Source organism: Alistipes onderdonkii (assembly GCF_025145285.1).
GTDB classification, from domain to species: domain Bacteria; phylum Bacteroidota; class Bacteroidia; order Bacteroidales; family Rikenellaceae; genus Alistipes; species Alistipes onderdonkii.
This window is the reverse complement of the sequence record NZ_CP102251.1, coordinates 2,501,793-2,522,072: the sequence shown is the minus strand read 5'-3', so window position 1 is coordinate 2,522,072 and position 20,280 is coordinate 2,501,793. Positions and strand designations below refer to the sequence as shown.

Genomic DNA, 20,280 nt, shown 5'->3' with positions numbered 1-20,280 from the left:
CGTGCCCGCCATGCCACACCACATGGAAAAGCCGGAGCAATGCTCCGGCTTTTCACATTTTCGCACCGCGCGGCTCACCGCCCTCTCCCTATCTCGACCGCTTTACGACCACAGGCGGATGCAAGGGAACGAAATTCCGGGGCTTCCGCATCGGCGTACGCAGCATGATCGGCGCATTCCCGGTACGGTTCACGGCATCCCAGGCGACAAACGTTTCGTAATCATAGGCCCATGCGTCTCCATAAGCCAACTTGTTGATCCGGTAATAAATCGCCTCGCGGCTCGGAGCGTTGAACCCTCCCGTATTATAGCGCATAATGCTGTTGTAGGTCGGACGCCAAACCCCGCTCCAATAGGTATCAGCCCCTTCGTAAGCCCCCAATACCTCGGCGGCATAGCGCGGATCGGCGATAAACCGGCTCCATTTGACTTGCGAGACATCCCCCGTGAAGTCGATATTTCTCCACCATCCATAGGGTTCCAGTTGCTTTGCAGACTGCACCTCGTTCCAGGGAATCTGCCCGTATTCCTCGTAGGCGTACTCATCCGCCAATTTCGGGAATCCGTGTCCTCCCGCCTCATGGTGCAGCAACTGTCCGAACATCCCGTCATCAGTACCCAAGGGAAAATAAGCGATGGACAACCCCTGTCCGTAATCGCCCGAAGAGGGGTAATACATATAACATGTCCCGGCATAATACGTGCGGTTCATCATCACGATAATCAGCGCATCATCGATATTGTCATAGGTTATTCCCGGAACTTTCATAGCGTATTGCCTACATTTGTCATCGTTGCCGCCGACATGGGTTCCGTCGCCGAAAAATCCGTCCAACGCAGTCTGCGCACCGGAACCGTATGCTTCGTTTTTCGAAACGACATTCACCGCATAGACATTGAAAAGGTCGCGGAACGACTTGTAAGGCTCTTCGGAGAAGAAATGGTCCATCGCCTTGCGCATAGTCCCGTCGTAGGTGCCGTCGGCGATCAGGCGGTCGCTGAACGCATCGCCCAACAGTACGATATTGATGCCGTTCCCCCGGGTCGCAGTCTGGAGCGCCGTCACTTTGCCGTCTTTCGAATAATCCGACGATTCGTACACACCCGACCCGCCCGTATGATCGGCTAAGAATGCGGATAACCCGGTCAGGCCGCTTAGGCTGAAATCATGGAAAACGATTTTTCCGCCCGAATCTACAACCGTATATGCCGGATAGGAATGGTAAGGATAATAGGGGCCGAAGCCGCTATCCTGATGATATTGTTCATTTTCCTGCCCGATGATCGAGTTCGTTTCCGTCCATAAAATATTCCGCCATGGAATCTTGTTATCCGCCACATATTTTTTCATAGACGCAAGGTCTGCCGAAGCTCCCGGGTGTCCGCTCGAATAGCCTATTACATCGACGCCTTTCCCTTTATACTTGTCGTATATGTCCTCGATAAAGGATTTCATATCGGTGAAATCCCCAAAATAGGGTGAAAACTGGAACAGGATCGTATATTTATTTTTGGCGTATTCCTCTTTCGAATCAATCGTGTTGCCGTCGATATCCGTTACCGAGAAGTTTACCGCATCGATAGTGATACCGTCCATGTTAAAGTTGTTATTCTCCGTAATCAGCGCCCACTCGACATCCCAAAGTCTGTGGTTGAGGATCGAAGCCGGAATGTTTCCGCTCAAATTGTTATTGAATGCAATAAAATGCCGAAGTTCGGGGAGATTGCCCAAACCTTCGGGTATAGAGCCCGTCAACTTGTTTTCTTGTAAGAATATATTTACCAATCGGCTGCAATTGCATATTTCCTCCGGGATAGGGCCTGTTAAATTATTATTATTCAACTCTAAGCCTTTCAGTTGTGTGAGTCGTCCCAATTTGGGAGAGATCGTCCCGCTTAAACTTGTACACCACCTTATGCTTAGCGTTTCCAGATTTGTACAATTGTACAATTCATCGGGAATCGATCCGGATAATCCGGAACAAGTTATGCCGAGATATTTCAGGTTGACAAGGTTTCCGATCTCTCTTGGGAGCGCGCCCGTCACACTTTCTCCATACAACCACAACTCTGTTAAACTGGATAAATTTCCAATTTCAGCAGGTATATTTCCTTCCGGCAGATACATATGCAAATTCTGAATATTCTGCAATTCGAATATGGCAGAAATATCTGAAAAAATATTATCTTCAAGCCACAATACCCTTAACTTGGACAGGTTGCCGAACCCGGCGGGGATCACACCCGACAAATGGTTGCCCAAAAGATTTATTTCTTGTATATTCGATAATTCACAAAATTCCGCCGGTATACATCCGGTCAAATTATTGACCTCCATTTTTAACCCGGCTACCCGCCCCTGTTCGTCGACTGTCACGCCGTACCACTCGCTTACCGGCCTGTCCGAGCACCAATTGGCCTTATTCGCCCAGTTATCGCCGCCGGTGGCATTGTACAGCGCAACCAATGCCGCGCGTTCCTTTTCGAGCACCTCTTTCAAGCCGCCCTGCGCGACCGTCACCGTCTGTGTCACACCGCCGCCGCTAATATGGATCGTACCGGTACGTTCCGTTTCCTGCGAACAGGCCGCAATGTCGAAATGCAGCGTTTTTTGCTCCAGCCCGCGGGTCGTGACCTGCGTTATCCAGCTTTTCGCATCGTCCGATACCGCAACCGTCAAATCGACATTGGTCAGGACATCGAAATCCAGTTTGCCTCCGTCCGTACCGAATTCGTATCGGGATTCCGCCAGCACGACGGCATTTTTCTGCACTTGCGTGACCGTAACCGTTTCCGAGAGGTTATTGGCCTTGTCGGTAAAGACGATTTCAGCCGTACGGCCGTCATACTCGTCGTTGGCAGCGACGACGAAATAGTGCGTATGCGTCGACATGGCGCGTGCGGCCGGTTCGGTTATCCATTCCGCTTCGGGCATCTGCACCGTATAATCGACATTGCTGTTCAATTCGACTTTGATCGTTTCGCCGGCGGCAGGCACGGTATACGACTTTTGGGTCAGCACCAGTGCGGGATCGGCTCCCTGCTGGTAAATCTTCACCTGTTCGTCCCCGAGGCTGCTGCGCAGGAGGATACTCCCCTCGCGCACCGACAACTCCTCATTGGCTGCGACGCGGAATACGAGCCGCGAGGTTTTCAGGGCGCGGGTACCGACATACGAAACCCATTCGGCACACTCCTCACCGATTTTATAGTCGAAATCGATATTCGCCTTCAGTTCGACCACGATCTCGCCGGTGCCGGCCCCCACCTCGAACTTCGATGAGGTGACGGTCAGGGCGTCCTGCTGCTTCTGTGTTACGGACAGCGTCTTCGTGGTCGTGCCCGCTTTGAGGAAGATCGTCGCGTTCCGTTCATCGGGTGTATCATTGGGCAACGTCGTGACCGTGAGCGTAACGGCGCCGGCAGCACCCGACTCGGGCGCAACGGAACACCAGTTGGATGCCCGCGTCGCATCGACGCTCGCACGCCACGCCTCATGCGCCGTAAACGTCAGCGACATATTGCCGCCCTGCTCGTCGAAAACGGGCGGGGTCACAGAAGCCGGTATCTCAATATTTTCCGCGGGTTTGGGAGCGGGGTTTTCAGCCCCGTCCTTACCACAAGCCCATGCAAGGCCCGCCGCAGCGAGTAGAAGCAGGAAACGTTTCATTCTATCGGAATTTTAAGGGTTTCTACAATTTTCAACGGCCGACGCACGGACACATCAAACAAATATACAAAAACAGTTTGAAAACATTCTGTTTCAAGACGTAAAAATAGCAACTTTCCGCCTTCGGCAGGTAATATTGATTGGATTTCGCCGTTAAATGATTACTTTTGCAGGACATAAAGCGAAACATACCGAAAAAATATGACATCCTTCAAACGCTGGAACAACATCGTCGGCTGGGCGGTCTTTGCCATCGCCGCACTGGTATACCTGATGACGATGGAACCGGTTTCGAGCCTCTGGGACTGCTCGGAATTCATTGCAACCTCCTATAAACTCGAAGTCGGGCACCCTCCCGGAGCCCCGCTGTTCATGATGCTGGCGCGCCTGGCGACGCTCTTCGCCGCCGGCAACCCGGACTTTGTGGGCATGGCGGTGAACGGCATGAACTCCATCGCCAGCGCATTCTGCATCCTGTTCCTGTTCTGGACGATCACACACCTGGCGCGGCGCCTCGTGACCCGCGACGGCAGCCAGCTCACCCGAGCCAACGTGTGGGCCATCCTGGGTGCAGGCATCGTGGGTGCCCTGGCCTACACCTTCACCGATACGTTTTGGTTCTCGGCCATCGAGGGTGAGGTCTACGCCCTCTCGTCGATGTTCACGGCGCTGGTCGTATGGCTGATGCTCAAATGGGAGGAGGAGGCCGACCAGCCCCACTCGTCGCGCTGGATCGTACTGATCGCCTACATGATGGGACTGTCGATCGGCGTGCACATCCTCAACCTGCTGACCATCCCGGCGCTGGTGTTCATCTACTATTTCCGCACGACGGAGAAGGTGACCTTCAAGGGCATCGTCTACGCCACGCTGATCGCGGGCGCCATCCTGATCTTCGTCAACAACATCATCATCCCCTACACGGTCTACGTCGGGGCGATGCTCGACCTTTTCTTCGTCAACACGCTGGGGCTGCCCGTCAACTCGGGCATGGTGCTCTTCGCACTGGCGCTGATCGGCGGCATGGGCTGGGCTTCGTGGTACACACACCGCAAAGGCAAGGTCGTGTGGAACATCGTCCTGCTCTCGACGACCATGATCCTCATCGGGTTCTCGTCCTACGCTTCGGTGACGATCCGTGCCGCCGCCAACCCGCCGATGAACAGCAACAACCCCAACAACCCCCACGCACTGATGTCGGTGCTCAACCGCGACCAGTACGGCGACCGGCCGCTGCTGTTCGGCGCTTACTACTCGGCCCCGCCCGAAGGGTACAAGGAAAAGCATTTCTACTACCTCGACGAGGACGGCAAGTACAAGCCCGCATCGGTCATCACGGGATATACCCACGCCCCGGAATTCATCCACTTCTTCCCCCGCATGTGGGATGCGCGCAAAGGAGAGAAGGAGTACAAGCAATGGGCCGCCTACCGCACCAAAACCGAGATCATGCGCGACGAAAAGGGCGAAATCGTCCGCGACTCGCAGGGACGCCCCATGCAGGGCGAAGTGCTCGACTTCGGCACCAAGAAGGTATACGACGACGGGTACGAACCGCGCACGATCGTCGAGCCGACGTTCCTCGAGAACCTCAACTATTTCTTCAACTACCAGCTCTCGTACATGTACTGGCGCTATTTCCTGTGGAATTTCGTAGGGCGCCAGAGCGACATACAGCCGACCCGCGTGACGATCACCGACGGCAACTGGCTGTCGGGCATCAAGTGGATCGACGAGAAATACCTCGGGCCGCAGGACGACCTGCCGCGCGAAATCGCCGACAACAAAGGCCGCAACACCTACTATTTCCTGCCGTTCCTGCTGGGGCTGATCGGACTGATCTACCAGCTCAACCGCGACCAGCGGAATTTCTCGATCGTCATGTGGCTCTTCATCATGACAGGTATCGCGCTGGTTTTCTATTTCAACACTTCGCCGGGCGAACCGCGTGAACGCGACTACGTCTACGCAGGGTCGTTCTACGCATTCTGCATATGGATCGGGTTCGGCGTACTGGCCATCCGCGACCTGGTCGCATGGCTCACCAGGCGCAACAACGTCACGGCCGCCGTGGCGGCGACGGTGGTCTGCATGGGCGTGCCGACGATCCTCGCGGCGCAGAACTGGGACGACCACGACCGTTCGCACCGTTACATGGCGCGCGATATCGGCTGGAACTACCTGATGTCGACGCTGCCCAACTCGATCATCCTCAACTACGGCGACAACGATACGTTCCCGCTCTGGAACAACCAGGAGATCTACGGCGTACGCCCCGACGTGCGTATCATGAACACCTCCTACCTGGGCGGCGAATGGTACATCGACGAGATGAAAACCAAGGCCAACGACGCCCCGGGCGTACCTTTCTCACTGCCCAAGAGCAAGTACACCTTCACCAACGACTGGGTGCCGGTGGACAACCGCTTCGACCGCGCAGTGGACATCAAGGACGTGATCGAATTCGTGCGCAGCGAAGACCCGCGCAGCAAGATCAAGCTCTCGGACGGGACGATGACCGACTACATCCCGACCAAACGCATCGCACTGCCGGTGAACAAGGAGAACGCCATCGCCTCGGGCATCGTCGCCGAGAAAGACCGCGCCCAGATGGTCGACACGGTCTACATCAACCTGCGGAAGAACTCGATCGACAAGACGCAGCTCATGATCCTCGACATGCTGGCCAACTTCGACTGGAAGCGCCCGCTCTACATGACGCAGGTCTACATATTGCAGGATTTCGGACTGATGGATTACCTCCAGTTCGACGGCTACGCCTACCGTTTCGTGCCGATCCTCACTCCCGTGCAAAACCCCTGGGAAATCGGGCGCATCGACGCGGATTATGCGGCGCCGCTGCTCAGGGAGACATTCCGCTACGGGAATCTCGCCGACCCGAGGGTATATGCCGATTATTTCATCCAATACAACCTGAGCGCCTCGCACGCCCGCGATGCCTTTGCCCGCGTGGCAAAGGAGCTGCTGCGGCAGGATCGCGCGCAGGAAGCTGTCGAGCTGCTCGACATGGGGCTTGCGAAGCTGCCCCCGTCGCAGATACGCTTCACGGATTCCAACACCTATCCGTTCCTCGAAGCGTACTACGCCGCTTCGGCGATGGGCGTGGAGGATGCGGCCGACAAGGGCGACGCCCTGCTGCGCGAATACGCCAGGACGCTGATCGAGTACATCGAATATTACCTGCGTTTCGACGGCGTGCAGGGTGACATGGTGTCGCCGATCATCGACGAGAAACTCGACCAGCTGGGCGACGTCTACTACCTTGCCGTATATGCCGGGCGCAAGGAAGTCATCGGCGAGATCAACGCCTATTACCGTTCGCTCGGGGTCGAAGAGGAGAACCTCGTGGATGTGGGCGACAAGCCCCACCAGGTCGATACGACCCTTATCCCGCGCAAAGACACAGCGCAATAGTCCCCACCGGGGATCAAAGACGAAAGCCCCTCCTTTGCGGAGGGGCTTTTCACATATTACGGGTCGGGACTTCCGGCCGGGAACAGCCGCTCCCATCCCCGTTCCCGGGCACCCGCCGTAAAAAGACAGGGAACCCCCGCCTCGGTGGGTTCCCTGCGGTCAAAACGGTATCGGCAGCAACGGGTACACATTTTCAGTGACGCCTCATCCCGCACAGTGAGTTGCCAAGCCGTTTTGGCCCGTTTCCTGTATGGTGGCAAAGATAGGCAAATTTCCCGACAATGATGTATAAATCATTACCAAATATTGGGGAGGTTTGTTTCTTTGTTAACATGAAACAACCTTGGCGGGACATAACATTACTGAAGGAGATCGCAGACCGGCTCAGGGAACTGCGTACGGCAAAGGGTGTTTCCCAGGAGACCGTCTACGAGGACACGGGCATCCATATCGGCAAGATCGAGACCGAGAAATACAACATCACGGTAAGCACCCTCGCCCGGCTCTGTCGCTACTACGGCATATCGCTCGGCGCATTTTTCGACCTGATAGAGCGGGAATGAGCAACGCCCCTCCGGAGAGGGGCGTTGCTTTGTCATTTGGTTTCAGGTTCTCCGTCAGGCTGTTCCCGCTGCTGTTTGTCGTCGTCCTTTTTCCTGTTATACAGAAATCGTTTGATCTTGTGCGTCGGAGTCTTTGCAAAATCATCCTTTTCCTCGACCACCTCCGAAATCCGCGAGAAGCGGTTGACCTTGGCGTTCACGAAATCCATGATCTCCTTCTTAAGCTGCTCGGTCTTTGCCTCCCAGGCCTCCTTCTGGGTTTCCCACTCCTCACGCCAGTTGTCGACCATGGCCTCGATCTCGTCGCGGTTGAAATGCACCAGTGCCACGAGGCGCCCCTCCTGTTCGGTGACGATCGAATCGGCGATATATACGTGCGAATTGAGTACGGTTTCGATATCCTCAGGATAGATGTTCTCGCCGCCGGGGCCCACGATCATGTTCTTCAGGCGGCCCTTGATATAAAGCCAGCCGTCCTTGTCGAATTCGCCCAGGTCGCCCGTGCGGAACCAGCCGTCGTCGGTAAAGACCTCCTTCGTCGCCTCGGGGTTCTTGAAATACCCGAGCATGACGCTGGGCGTCAGCGCCACGACCTCGCCCTGCCGGGTGTCGGGGTTGATATTCTCCAGGCGCAACTGTACGCCCGGGGCCTGGGGCCCGGTCGAGCCGAGGCGCACCTGCGAAGGTGCGGCGCCCGCCAGCAGCGGCGCGGTCTCGGTAAGCCCGTAGCCGATGGCATAAGGGACTTTCGCCTCCAGCAGGAACTTTTCGGCACCGCCGTCGAGTTTGGCGCCCCCGATGCCGAGGAACCGCAGACGCCCGCCGAAGAGCTTGAGCAGTTTCTTGCCCGCGACGCGGTGGAGGTAGCGGCGCAAGAATCCCACCTTATAGAGCGTACGCCAGAAACCGTTGGAATTGAATTTGGCCAGCACCTGGTGGCGGTAGATCTTCTCGATGATGAGCGGCACGATCAGCATGACCGAGGGACGCACGGCACGCAGCGCCGGCATCAGCGCCGAGGCCGTGGGCGGACGGTCGAGGTAAACCACCCTGGCGCCCATCGAGAAGGGATAGATCATGCCTATGGAACATTCGTAGGTGTGCGAAAGCGGCAGCACCGAGAGGAATACGTCGTCGGGCAGTACGGGAAAGATGCTCGACGAGATCCCGACCTGGGCGCAGAGTGCCGCGTGGGTCAGCATCACCCCCTTGGGTTTCGAGGTCGTACCCGACGTATAGATGATCACGGCCAGGTCATCGGGCTTCGGTATGGCCATGGAGCCCTCCCCCTTGACACGCTGAGCGATGACGCCCAGGTTCTTGGTGCGCACCACGACGTTCAGCCGTTCGATGGTCTGTTTCGAGAGTTTGGTAAAGAGCCGGTCGGAAACGAGCAGGGCCTTGGCTTCGGAATGCGCGATGATCATGTCGAGCTCCTCGCCCGAAAAATCGGGCAGGATCGGCACGGCGACCATGCCGGCCGAAGTGACGGCGAAATAGCATACACCCCAGTTGGGCATGTTGCTGCTGAGCAAGGCGACCTTGTCCCCGGCATGGAGCCCCGCACAGGTAAGTATCTCCTGCACTTTTTCGATACGCCGGCCCACCTCGGCATAAGTCACGTCGTCGCCTTCGAACATCGAAAATGCGACTTTCGACGCGAACTTCTCCACGCTGTTGCGGGCCAGTTCGTAAAGTGTATTGATGGTCATAATACGTTTCGTTTTAACTACGTTTCAATAACGCGAAAGTTTGGGGCGAAATTACTAATTTCCGGTTAAAAATCACTATTTTTGAACCAAAATAATAAAATGCTCGACCATCAGTACATCAAAAAACTTGCCGCCGATGCGGGGTTCGACCTTTGCGGCCTGGCCCCGTGCCGGCACCTGGTCGAGAACGAGTCGATGCTGCGGGCATGGCTCGGCAAGGGCTACCAGTCGTCGCTGGCCTACATGGAGTGCAATGTCGAGAAGCGCGCCGACCCGCGCAAACTGGTAGAGGGCGCACGTACGGCCGTGGTCTGCGCCGTGAGTTACAAAAACCGCGCAGGCGAGGGCTACCCTCCCGGACACCGCACGAAAGTAGCTTCCTATGCCTGTGCGGCCGACTACCACACGACGATCAAGGGAATGCTCGGCCGGATGCTCGATGCACTCCGCGCCTCCCGCCCCGATCTGTCGGGGCGGGCGTTCGTCGACACGGCGCCGCTGCTCGAAAAACAGCTGGCCGTCGAGGCCGGGCTGGGCTGGATAGGCCGCCAGTCGCTGCTGGTGACACCCCGTTTCGGCACCTATGTCCTGCTGGGCGAATTGTTGCTCACGGACGATGCCGACGTCTACGACCCGCCGTTCGAAGGGTCGCGCTGCGGACGCTGCCACAATTGCATCGAAAGCTGCCCGACGGGCGCCATCGTCGCCCCGAAGGTGATCGACACGGGACGCTGTATCTCCTGCCACACGATCGAGAAAGAGCCCACCGAAGGAATCGGCCTCGACGGCTGGATCTTCGGCTGCGACCGCTGCCAGAGTTGTTGCCCCCACAACCAGAAGGCCCCGATGCACACCAACCCGGCCTTCGACCCCGTGTTCGACCCGCTGGCGATGGACGCCGAGGCGTGGCTGGCGATGGACGAAGCAGAATTCGAAGCCCGTATGGGCACGACACCGCTGACCCGCAGCGGACTGGCACGCATCCGAAGCAACATCGCCGGCACCCCCGGCCCCGAATAACCCGTCCCCGCATACGCAGGACAGACGCCCCGCGCTTCCGCCGCGACAACAACCCGGGCATTCGGCACGACTTCCACATCCACCTTAGGGCAAACCCACGCCCCGGCCGGAAATGCAAAACCCGGCCCGGAACAAACGCCGGACACCGCGGTTTCCTGCCCGCCCGCAATAAAAAGCCGATTCCGCGAGGGGGGGGGCATATTCCGCACAAAAAAAGCGGGTTCTCACGAACCCGCTTCATATCGGCACTTACCCCGTTTACTTGGAAAGTTCGGCCAGGGCAGCCTTGGCATTCTCGGCAGCCGGGCCGTCGGTCACCTGCTTGAAGGCGGCGATTGCCTGCGGCTTCATCTCCTTGGCATTGTAAGCGGCGCCCAGCAGGTAGTACATCAGGCTCTTGTCGGCCGGATCGGTCTGAGCATCGGCAGCAGCCTGTCCCAGTTCGATAACCTTGGCATAGTCCTTCTTGTTGGCATAAGCCTGCAGACGGACATTCTGCGCCAGTGCGCTCTGGGGATTCTTGGCCAGCAGGTCGTCGGCCATCTTGATGATCCCGTCGAAATCGTTGGCAGCCTGCATCTTGGCAACCATATTATTGGTATAGAGCGCCATATCCTCCTTGGCCTTGGCAGCATCTTCGGCATATTTAGGGTGCGTCTTGGCAGCAACGGCCTCGTAGATTTCCATACCCTTTTCGTACTGCGACATATCGCCGCTGCTCATGGCCATTTCGCAATAGCTCATCGCCAGGTTGAGCGCCATGCCCGTGTTGTCGGGGTCGGCGGCATAGCCCTTGGCGAAGATTTCCGACGCGGTGGCATAGTCCTTATTGTTGAAAGCGTCGCCGCCCTGTATCTGGTAAATCTTGGCAACCCAGCCGTTCGACTTGGCCATCTGGTTCATGTCGCCGTAAAGTTCGGCCAGCTCGGCCGATTTCTCGAAGTTCTTCAGCGCCTCGTCGTAATTCTTGGTCTTCAACGCACCGCCGCCCAGCATGAAATAGCATTTGGGCAGTGTCGATTTTGCCGTAGCCACCATCGAAGCGGCACTCTCGTTGTCCATGCCCTGGTCGATGACCTGTTCGAACTTGGTAGCTGCTTCGGTGAAATTCTTTGCTCCGAAAGCGGCCGCCGCCTCATTGTAAATTGCCGTGACATCCTGCGCCGAGAGCGATACGGCCCCGAACAGCGCAATTACCGATACTAATAATTTTTTCATTCTTCTATTCGTTTTTTAAGTTTTTCAGTTCATACATCCCGGTTTGCGGGTACGTTGGATGCAAAAGTATATTTTTTTTCTTTTTTTTCAAAATCTAAATACGGCCTAATCGCGTAACCCGGCGAAAAAAGAGGTCATCAATGCCTCGCATTCCCCGCCGAGGATGCCGCGCACGACCGTCGTTTTCGGATGGAAGACCGCCTCGGAATAACGTCTGTAACCCTTCTTGGGATCGTCGGCACCCCACACCACACGCCCTACCTGTGCCCAGCCGATGGCTCCGGCGCACATGATGCACGGCTCGACGGTGACATATAACGTACACCCTTGCAGGTATTTGCCGCCGAGGGTCGACGCCGCGGCCGTGAGGGCCTGCATCTCGGCATGGGCCGTAGGATCGGAGAGCGTTTCGACAAGGTTGTGGCCACGGCCCACCACCGCACCGTCGGCTACGACTACCGCACCGATCGGCACCTCTTGTTCATTTAACGCTTTGCGGGCCTCGTTTAGTGCGAGGCGCATGAATTTTTCGTCGGTTTTCCGCTGTTCTTCCATTTCGGGTATTTTCCGCAAAAATAGACAAACTTTTACAAACGGCCTCGTCGGGCGGCGGATTATCCCGCGCAGGAGCCGCCGCGGCACGCCCCGCGCCAAATAAAAATCCCGGCCCGCGTTCCGTATTTCGCTTCTTTTATTTAACTTTGCGGGTTGCAAGGACAAAACAAACAAAAAATACAAACCCCTATGTACAGAACCCATACGTGCGGCTGCCTGAGAGCCGAAAACGTAAACCAGACCGTCACCCTCGCCGGATGGGTGCAGAAAGTGAGGAACCTCGGCGCCATGACCTTCATCGACCTGCGCGACCGCTACGGCATCACTCAGGTCGTCATCGAGGAGCACTCGCCCGCCGAAGCCCGCCAAACGGCATGTTGCGTGGGCCGCGAATGGGTCATCCAGGTGGTCGGTAAAGTCATCGAACGGCAATCGAAAAATCCCAGGATGGCGACGGGCGACATCGAGGTCGCCGCCCAGAAGGTGACCATACTCCACGAGGCCGAAGTTCCCCCGTTCACGATCGAAGAGGTTTCGGACGGCGGCGACGACCTGCGCATGAAATACCGCTACCTCGACCTGCGCCGCCCGCCGTTGCAGCGCAACATGATCCTGCGGCACAAGATGGCGCAGGAAATCCGTCGCTTCCTCGACGCGGAAGGCTTCCTCGAGATCGAAACCCCCTATCTGGTCAACTCGACGCCCGAAGGCGCCCGCGACTTCGTCGTCCCCAGCCGCATGAACCCCAACCAGTTCTACGCCCTGCCCCAGTCGCCGCAGACCCTCAAACAGCTGCTGATGGTCGCCGGCTACGACAAGTATTTCCAGATCGTGCGCTGCTTCCGCGACGAAGACCTGCGCGCCGACCGTCAGCCCGAGTTCACACAGATCGACTGCGAAATGTCGTTCGTCGAGCAGGAAGACGTGCTGGAGATTTTCGAGCGCTGGGCCAAGCACATGTTCAGGGAGGTAATGGGCATCGAACTGGCTGAGCCGCTGCGCCGTATGCCGTGGATCGAGGCGATGGAGAAATACGGTTCGGACAAACCCGACCTGCGCTTCGGCATGGAGTTCGCCGACCTCACCGACCTTGCGAAAGGCCACGGCTTCCAGGTCTTCGACGACGCAGAATACGTCACGGGATTCGCCGCCACGGGCTGCGCCGCCTACACGCGCAAGCAGATCGACGCCCTCACGGAGTTCGTCAAGCGCCAGCAGATCGGCGCCAAGGGGCTGATCTGGATCCGCGTCGAACAGGAGGGCGTAAAATCGTCGGTCGACAAGTTCTACACGCCCGACGAGATCCGGGAGATGGCCGGCCGCTGCGGCGCCAAGGCCGGGGACATGGTCTTCATCCTCTGCGGCAAGAAGTTCAAAACGCTGACGCAGCTCTGCGCCCTGCGTCTGGAAGTGGCCCAGCAGTTGGGACTGCGCGACCCGAAGAAATTCGCGCCGCTCTGGATCGTGGACTTCCCGCTCTTCGAGTGGGACGACGAAACGCAGCGCTACTACGCCATGCACCACCCGTTCACCTCGCCCAAGCCGGAGGACGTACAGTATATCGACAGCGACCCCGGCCGCGTACGTGCCAACGCCTACGACTTTGTGTGCAACGGCACCGAAATCGGCGGAGGTTCGATCCGTATCCACGACTCGAAGCTGCAGGCCAAGATGTTCGAGGTACTGGGCTTCACGGCCGAACAGGCCCAGCTGCGCTTCGGGTTCCTGATGGACGCCTTCAAATACGGCGCACCACCCCACGGGGGCCTTGCGTTCGGCTTCGACCGCCTGTGCTCGCTCTTCGGCGGCTCGGACTCGATCCGCGATTACATCGCCTTCCCGAAGAACAATGCGGGCCGCGATGTGATGCTCGACGCCCCGGGCTGCATCGACCAGGCGCAGCTCGACGAGCTGTGCCTCTCGCTGGTAAAGCCGGAAGAGTAACGCCCGGCCGGGTTCCATGCGATACAGGGTGCCGCCTGACGGCGGCACTTTTTTTGCCTGCATCCACGGCACCGCATTTGCCTGTTCCGGGAAAAATACCTATTTTTGGATCATAAAACGACACGGATCATGTCAGCTCCATTAGCCGAACGACTGCGCCCCCGCACGATAGACGAATATATCGGGCAGGAGCACCTCGTGGGTAAGAACGGCGTGTTCCGCAAGTTCTTCGAAACGGGCAACGTGCCGTCGTTCATCCTTTGGGGCCCGCCGGGCGTGGGTAAAACCACGCTGGCGAAAATCGTCGCCACGCAGCTCGACCGTCCGTTCTTCACGCTCTCGGCCGTCACGTCAGGCGTCAAGGACGTGCGCGAGGTGATCGAGTCGGCCCGCAAACAGCGCTTTTTCGACGCCAAGCCGCCCTTCCTGTTCATCGACGAAATCCACCGTTTCAACAAAAGCCAGCAGGATTCGCTGCTGGGAGCCGTCGAGCAGGGCGTCGTGACACTCATAGGCGCCACGACCGAAAACCCTTCGTTCGAGGTGATCTCGCCGCTCCTGAGCCGCTGTCAGGTCTACATTCTCAAATCGCTGGAGGACAAAGACCTGCAAACGCTGCTCGACCGGGCACTGACGACCGACACGGAACTCAAAGCACGCCAGGTCGAAGTGAAGCAGACGGGGGCATTGTTCAAATTCTCGGGCGGCGACGCCCGCAAGCTGCTCAATATCCTCGACATACTGGCCGGGGCGACGGAGGGCAAACTAACGATCACCGACCAGTACGTCACCGACTGCCTGCAACAGAACATCGCCCTCTACGACAAGAACGGCGAGCAGCACTACGACGTCATCTCGGCCTTCATCAAATCGGTGCGGGGCAGCGACCCCAACGCCGCAATCTACTACCTGGCACGTATGCTGGCCGGGGGCGAGGAGCCGCGCTTCCTCGCACGGCGGCTGGTGATCCTCGCCTCGGAGGACATCGGGCTGGCGAACCCCAACGCGCTGCTGCTGGCCAATGCCTGTTTCGACACGGTACACAAGATCGGCATGCCCGAAGCGCGGATCACGCTGGCCGAAACGACGATCTACCTGGCCACCAGCCCCAAAAGCAACTCGGCCTATACGGCCATCAACAAGGCGATGTCGCTGGTCGAGCACGACACCACGAACCGCCCCGTGCCGCTGCACCTGCGCAACGCCCCGACCAAGCTGATGGACAAGGCAGGCTACGGCAAAGGGTATAAATATGCACACGACTACGCGGGCAATTTCGCCGAGCAGGAGTTCCTGCCCGAAAGCCTCGCAGGGACGAAATTCTACGAACCCAACACCGGGAATGCCACCGAGGCGAAGATCGCCCAGCGCATGCAGGAGTTGTGGAAGGACAAGTATAAATAATACATCGAAGATTTCCGGCGGCACGCACGGCAAACGCACGATTCCCGGCACGGCAACCCGCATCACGACCATAAAATGAAACGCATCGGCATCATATCCGACACCCACGGGACATTCGACGACACGCTGCGCGAATTCCTCAAGGACGTGGACGAAATCTGGCATGCGGGCGACATCGGCTCGCTCGAACTGGCCGACACGATCGCGTCGTTCAAACCCCTGCGCGCCGTCTCGGGCAACATCGACGGAGAGCTCACACGCCGCGTCTACCCTGATTTCCTCGCATTCGAATGCGAGGGCGTGCGGGTGCTGATGACCCATATCGGCGGCTACCCGCGCCATTACGACCCGCGCGCAGCGGCAAAGATACAGGCGCTGCATCCCAAACTCTTCATCGCCGGGCATTCGCATATCCTCAAGGTGGTCTACGACCCGGTTTACGACCTGCTGCATGTCAACCCGGGCGCAGCCGGCGAATACGGTTTCCACAAAGTCCGCACTGCCGTGCGGCTGGTGATCGACGGCGCCGACATGCGCGACATGGAGGTCGGGGAGTGGCCGCGGAAATAATCTGCACCGGGAGACAAACCAGCAACCGAGTTCATTCCGGAAGCCCTCCCGGGAACAAGGGAATCCCGATCCGCTGTCGGGCACACCCCCGAATGACGGCGGCCCGGCACCCGGACGCCCTGTACGCAATGGCACCCACGGGTTTGGCGGAATAAGTCCGCAGGGAATCCGCCACGAAGCCGTACCGAAGACGCCCGCCCGAAAATACGCCGGAAAATCCACGCCGGAAAATCCACGCCGGGGCTTCATCCAAATAAGGCAGGCGCCGCAATTTTGCGGCGCCTGCCTTAATACCCCGGGAACGACCCGGCTGCGGATTATTCGGCAATCTCGATCCGCACCGGGCCGAGTATTCCGGCCTTCGTATCGCCGCGGTAGACCGTCGGCGAAGAGAGGAAGAGATTGGCCGTCGTATTGCAAACCCGGATTTCGATCCGGTTGGCACCGTCCTGCAACAGTCCGGTCACATCGAAACGCCAGGGCGGCGTCAGCCGCAAACCGGCCTCTCGCCCGTTGACCAGCACCCGGGCCGTCGAGACGACCTCGCCCAGGTCGAGTGTCACACGACCCGCGGGTTTCTTCGTCAGCGTAAAGTCCCGGCCGTACCACGCCGCACCGGAATAAGTACGCAAGGCATCGTTACGGCACCAGTCGCCGACCGTATAGCGTCCCGCCCCGCAAACCAGCTTCACAGGGCCGTCTATCGCCGCACCGCCGGCATACCCGCACTCTTCGGTAAGCGTCAGCGACACCTCCGCCGGAAGCCCGGCACGCCGGGGCAACACGGCACGGTAGGTCACGGCGCCGTCGCTGCGGCGTGCGACCTCGGCGACCCGGCATTTCCGGCCATCGGCACGCACTTCGGGTTTCCGGCCAAAGGCCGTGAATTCCAGCGCCTCCAGCCCGGGCGCCGCCGTGAAGGTGAACCGCGCCCGCGTGTCCGCCGTCTTCCGGCTGTCGAACGGCAGCAGCGCCCGGTCGCCGCGGAACTTCATCCGCAACGGGGCCTCGGCCAGCGTCTCGGGCGCGATGTCCGCCTTCCCGTCACGCAGGGCGAACCGCGCCGTGCCGAACGAATCGTAATGCAGCACGATCTCGTTGATGCCCTTCTTCAGAACGACCTGTGCCGCAGGCTCGCGCCGTTCCCCGCCGACATAGAACCCCACGGGGCGGATCCCGCCCCATTCGGCGTCGTACAACCCGTCACGCGGGGCATCCACGCAGGTGTAGAGGTAATAATCCTTCATTCCGGATGCCTCGGCCTTGCGAACCATGCCGTTGAAAGCCCGTTCGGTCGCACCCAAGCGGATGAAATCGTCGTACATCTCCGCCTTCAGGCCGTGCCAGCCCTGATGCCCGAAGTCGCCCTCGACGCCCCAGCGCCATGAGAACGCATAGGGCCGCCACTCGTACCGCACGCCAGCGGCCTCCACGCCCGACGCTGTGCCGGGCAGGTTGTCCAGCACCGTCCGTTCATCCACCGAGGCGGGTACCGCTCCCAGCAGCATGAACCGCTCCCCGAAGGTGAAACGTCCGCGGCCTTTCCGAGCCTCGCCGCCGAGCCGTTCGTATTCGGCATCATAAATACAGGCTCCGATCTTTTCGTCCGTCCCCGGCCACTGGTAATCGCCGAAACGGTTGTCCAGCAAGGGTTCCAGCCGGAAATCCCACTCCCCGCCGAGGTCGATCCGCTGCGTGCTCCCCGCGCCGGCGGATTCCGCCCCGACCTCCGCATCGCGGGAAGGGTCGAAGAGGATCAGCTGCATGTCCGTACGCTCCAGCGGCATCACCACCTCGGTTCCGGCATCCGTGACGGCGGCGACCCGCAGCGGGCGTTTCCCGCCCGTCCAGGGATCCCACAGCTCCGCGGCTCCCCATGCACGGAAACGGCACGTTGCGCCCCGCCCGACGTTATAGACCGCAAAGAGGTCGCGGCCGCCGATGCGGCGGTGCATGACGTAAGGGGTCGGATCCTCCGTCTTATGCAGGGCAGAACGGGCCCCGACATCCGAGGCCGGACGGAGCAGCGTGAAATCACGCTGCGTATTGCGGTCGATGAGTGCGATCGCATCCGCCGGGTCGCCGATACGGAAAACCCGGTCGTGCCCGCCCCCGAAGAGATCCGCCACCAGTTCCTTCAACGCCCGGCCGCCGCGCCCCTCCTTTTCAGAGGCCTCCGGCAGCGGGCCGATATTGATGACCATGCCGCCGTCGCGGACGAAGTCGCGCAGTTTTTCGAGCGACGAGTGGCGGATCGCCCGCATGGCGGGAACCACGACCACGCCGAACGACTCACCGGCCACATGCAACCGGCCGTCGCGCACCTCGGCGCGGCCGAGCGATTCGTAATCCATGTAGTCGAAGTCGATGCCGTCGCGGTAGATCGCCTCCCCGGCGGCAAAGGCGGCTTCGACAGCCTCGTTGCCGTACCCGGCCACCACCGGCTCGACGGGATAGAGGATCGCCACGTCGGCGACGTGGTATCCCTGCGACAGGATATAGCTCAGGCGTTCGGTACACTCCAGCAACCCGTCCATCTCGTCCCAGTAAGGCTCATGGAAATGGTTGCAGGGCGCCGCCCACTCCCACCAGCCCCCCATGGTCGTATAGTAAAGCCCGTGCAGGCTCAGCAGGTTCTGCCCCATGGCGAAATTGGCGAAGATCGCATCGGTCAGCTGCGCCGAGTTGGTCGACCACTCGCTGCTGTGGAAACCTTCGAGCCAGACGCGCTGGCGTTCGTAGAGGTGCGAGATCGACGAGGCGACCTTGTTTTTAATAATGTCCTTCTGCAACATCGGCTGGTCACAACCCGGAGCCTGGTTCCAACGCTGGGTACGGAAATAGTCGCCGAACTCGCCCACGTCGCGGCCACGGCCGCCGTGGTCGCATCCGAAAAGCAGCCCGCGCCGCTGGTGCCACTCATAGACGGGGATGAAGAAGTTTTCCTCGCTCAGCGCCACGCGCACGTCGTTATAGTCCATGCGTACCTTGACCGAACTGTCACCCAGGTCGACGAACAGCGCGTCGATCTGCGGCAGGATGTCGTATCCCTTGCGGCGCATGAACTCGTCGCGGAAAATATCGTTCCAGATATTGCCCTGCAGGTTGAAGTTCAGCTCATCGGAGAAGAAGAAATTGAGCCCCGTTTCCGATTCCCCGGGGAAACGGTCGGCAAAACGTTGGAAAAAGTGCCGCACGTAACTGTGCCCCGCCCGAGGGTGCATCGGATCGAGCGAAGGCAGGCGCCGCTCGACCTTCACTTCGGCCACGAGGGCCCGCGGCCAGGGGTTCTGCCACTCGACCCCGTCGGGCCCCGTTTCCGGCAACAGGTCGACCGGCGCCCCGTCGATCCGGCCCCGGGCATCGAGCGGGTAAGCGTTCAGCGAAAGCGGCCGCTGCGCATAAGCCCGCGAGAAACGCTCCCCGCGGCCGAGTTCCAGACTGTCGAAATGCAGTTCCGAACCGTTGAGCGTCGGGTCTTCGGCCAGCATCTCGTCCACATAGGAGCCCTGCCCCACGCCCAGCGTATAGTCGCTCAGGCTGACGGTCATACCGCGTTTGCCGGCCTCGGTCATGAACCACCCGAAAAGCTCCCACCACGCCGGAGTGAAGAGGTCGGGCTTCGAACGGAATGTCCTGCCGTAGGTAATGCCGCCCGTATCGGTGTGGCAATAGTTGATCTGCAGGCTGCTGATCCGTTTCCGGGCCAGCATGTCGAGCTGCCAGGCGAGATGTTCGCGCGTCAGCGTGTCGCCTATCCACCAATAGAAGGGCACCTCGCCGTAACCTGCCGGCGGGGTGCGAAACCCCCTTTCGAGGTCTATATTCCCCGAACGGTCGGGATAGCCCGGTGGCAGCGGGCGCGGCGGTTGTGCAAAGGTCATGGCGGCGGCGAGCGCCAGGAGAGGGATCAGGATCCGTTTCATATTCTTTTCGGGTTGAAGTCGGTTGTCAACAGCCCCGGACGGGCCTTTTCCACAAAAATACAAAATTAAAAATACAAATAAACAAGGCCAGCACAATAAAAACGCACACGCCCCGTTTAATAATTACAATAACAATTGTTTTTCAAGGAGATAATGTCTTGGAAAAAAATTACATCCGGCTTCGGAAGGGTATTGATACGGCTTTCAGCCATCGTATCAAAAATAAAACATCCCGAATCATAATTGTATAACGGCAACTGACG

At 58.9% G+C, this 20,280-nt stretch carries 11 protein-coding genes; 6 read left to right on the top strand and 5 right to left on the bottom strand.

What is annotated here, in order from left to right; translation table 11 throughout:
• Positions 1-88 precede the first annotated feature (88 nt).
• Positions 89-3,670 (bottom strand): BACON domain-containing protein, encoded by a 3,582-nt coding sequence (locus NQ559_RS10200; RefSeq protein ID WP_083923807.1) that lies wholly within the window; start codon positions 3,668-3,670, stop codon positions 89-91.
• Between the two features lie 201 nt (positions 3,671-3,871).
• On the opposite strand from NQ559_RS10200, the gene NQ559_RS10195 reads away from it, so the two are divergent.
• Together NQ559_RS10195 and NQ559_RS10190 are read left to right on the top strand one after the other, a co-directional pair.
• Positions 3,872-7,105 carry a glycosyltransferase family 117 protein gene (locus NQ559_RS10195; protein ID WP_018694837.1) on the top strand — a complete coding sequence of 1,078 codons (3,234 nt, stop codon included), beginning with the start codon at positions 3,872-3,874 and terminating at the stop codon, positions 7,103-7,105.
• Between the two features lie 332 nt (positions 7,106-7,437).
• Complete coding sequence (locus NQ559_RS10190; protein ID WP_018694836.1) at positions 7,438-7,668, top strand: helix-turn-helix domain-containing protein; 231 nt, start codon at positions 7,438-7,440, stop codon at positions 7,666-7,668.
• Between the two features lie 32 nt (positions 7,669-7,700).
• On the opposite strand, the gene NQ559_RS10185 is transcribed toward NQ559_RS10190, so the two are convergent.
• Positions 7,701-9,380, bottom strand: a complete 1,680-nt coding sequence (locus NQ559_RS10185; RefSeq protein ID WP_018694835.1) for an AMP-binding protein — start codon at positions 9,378-9,380, stop codon at positions 7,701-7,703.
• A gap of 99 nt (positions 9,381-9,479) precedes the next feature.
• Here NQ559_RS10185 and queG point away from each other — a divergent pair, with 99 nt between their 5' ends.
• Positions 9,480-10,400 (top strand): tRNA epoxyqueuosine(34) reductase QueG, encoded by a 921-nt coding sequence (queG, locus tag NQ559_RS10180; protein ID WP_018694834.1) that lies wholly within the window; start codon positions 9,480-9,482, stop codon positions 10,398-10,400.
• Between the two features lie 258 nt (positions 10,401-10,658).
• Here queG and NQ559_RS10175 read toward each other — a convergent pair whose 3' ends face one another.
• On the bottom strand, positions 10,659-11,618 hold the full coding sequence (locus tag NQ559_RS10175; protein WP_018694833.1) for a tetratricopeptide repeat protein: 960 nt from the start codon (positions 11,616-11,618) through the stop codon (positions 10,659-10,661).
• Positions 11,619-11,723: 105 nt separating this feature from the next.
• Positions 11,724-12,173, bottom strand: a complete 450-nt coding sequence (locus tag NQ559_RS10170) for a nucleoside deaminase (RefSeq protein WP_018694832.1) — start codon at positions 12,171-12,173, stop codon at positions 11,724-11,726.
• A 189-nt stretch (positions 12,174-12,362) separates the two neighbouring features.
• On the opposite strand from NQ559_RS10170, the gene aspS reads away from it, so the two are divergent.
• The 3 genes from aspS (at position 12,363) to NQ559_RS10155 (ending at position 16,091) form a co-directional block, all read left to right on the top strand.
• Positions 12,363-14,117, top strand: a complete 1,755-nt coding sequence (gene aspS, locus NQ559_RS10165) for an aspartate--tRNA ligase (RefSeq protein WP_018694831.1) — start codon at positions 12,363-12,365, stop codon at positions 14,115-14,117.
• 129 nt (positions 14,118-14,246) lie between these two features.
• Positions 14,247-15,521, top strand: a complete 1,275-nt coding sequence (locus NQ559_RS10160; RefSeq protein WP_018694830.1) for a replication-associated recombination protein A — start codon at positions 14,247-14,249, stop codon at positions 15,519-15,521.
• 75 nt (positions 15,522-15,596) lie between these two features.
• On the top strand, positions 15,597-16,091 hold the full coding sequence (locus tag NQ559_RS10155) for a metallophosphoesterase family protein (protein ID WP_018694829.1): 495 nt from the start codon (positions 15,597-15,599) through the stop codon (positions 16,089-16,091).
• 317 nt (positions 16,092-16,408) lie between these two features.
• On the opposite strand, the gene NQ559_RS10150 is transcribed toward NQ559_RS10155, so the two are convergent.
• Complete coding sequence (locus tag NQ559_RS10150; RefSeq protein ID WP_018694828.1) at positions 16,409-20,017, bottom strand: glycosyl hydrolase; 3,609 nt, start codon at positions 20,015-20,017, stop codon at positions 16,409-16,411.
• Positions 20,018-20,280: the final 263 nt, after the last annotated feature.

What these genes read in the sequence shown, in the direction of transcription:
- NQ559_RS10200 (WP_083923807.1), bottom strand. Translation starts at nt 3,670, where the DNA reads ATGAAACGTTTCCTGCTTCTACTCGCTGCGGCGGGCCTTGCATGGGCT.
- NQ559_RS10195 (WP_018694837.1), top strand. Translation starts at nt 3,872, where the DNA reads ATGACATCCTTCAAACGCTGGAACAACATCGTCGGCTGGGCGGTCTTT.
- NQ559_RS10190 (WP_018694836.1), top strand. Translation starts at nt 7,438, where the DNA reads ATGAAACAACCTTGGCGGGACATAACATTACTGAAGGAGATCGCAGAC.
- NQ559_RS10185 (WP_018694835.1), bottom strand. Translation starts at nt 9,380, where the DNA reads ATGACCATCAATACACTTTACGAACTGGCCCGCAACAGCGTGGAGAAG.
- queG (WP_018694834.1), top strand. Translation starts at nt 9,480, where the DNA reads ATGCTCGACCATCAGTACATCAAAAAACTTGCCGCCGATGCGGGGTTC.
- NQ559_RS10175 (WP_018694833.1), bottom strand. Translation starts at nt 11,618, where the DNA reads ATGAAAAAATTATTAGTATCGGTAATTGCGCTGTTCGGGGCCGTATCG.
- NQ559_RS10170 (WP_018694832.1), bottom strand. Translation starts at nt 12,173, where the DNA reads ATGGAAGAACAGCGGAAAACCGACGAAAAATTCATGCGCCTCGCACTA.
- aspS (WP_018694831.1), top strand. Translation starts at nt 12,363, where the DNA reads ATGTACAGAACCCATACGTGCGGCTGCCTGAGAGCCGAAAACGTAAAC.
- NQ559_RS10160 (WP_018694830.1), top strand. Translation starts at nt 14,247, where the DNA reads ATGTCAGCTCCATTAGCCGAACGACTGCGCCCCCGCACGATAGACGAA.
- NQ559_RS10155 (WP_018694829.1), top strand. Translation starts at nt 15,597, where the DNA reads ATGAAACGCATCGGCATCATATCCGACACCCACGGGACATTCGACGAC.
- NQ559_RS10150 (WP_018694828.1), bottom strand. Translation starts at nt 20,017, where the DNA reads ATGAAACGGATCCTGATCCCTCTCCTGGCGCTCGCCGCCGCCATGACC.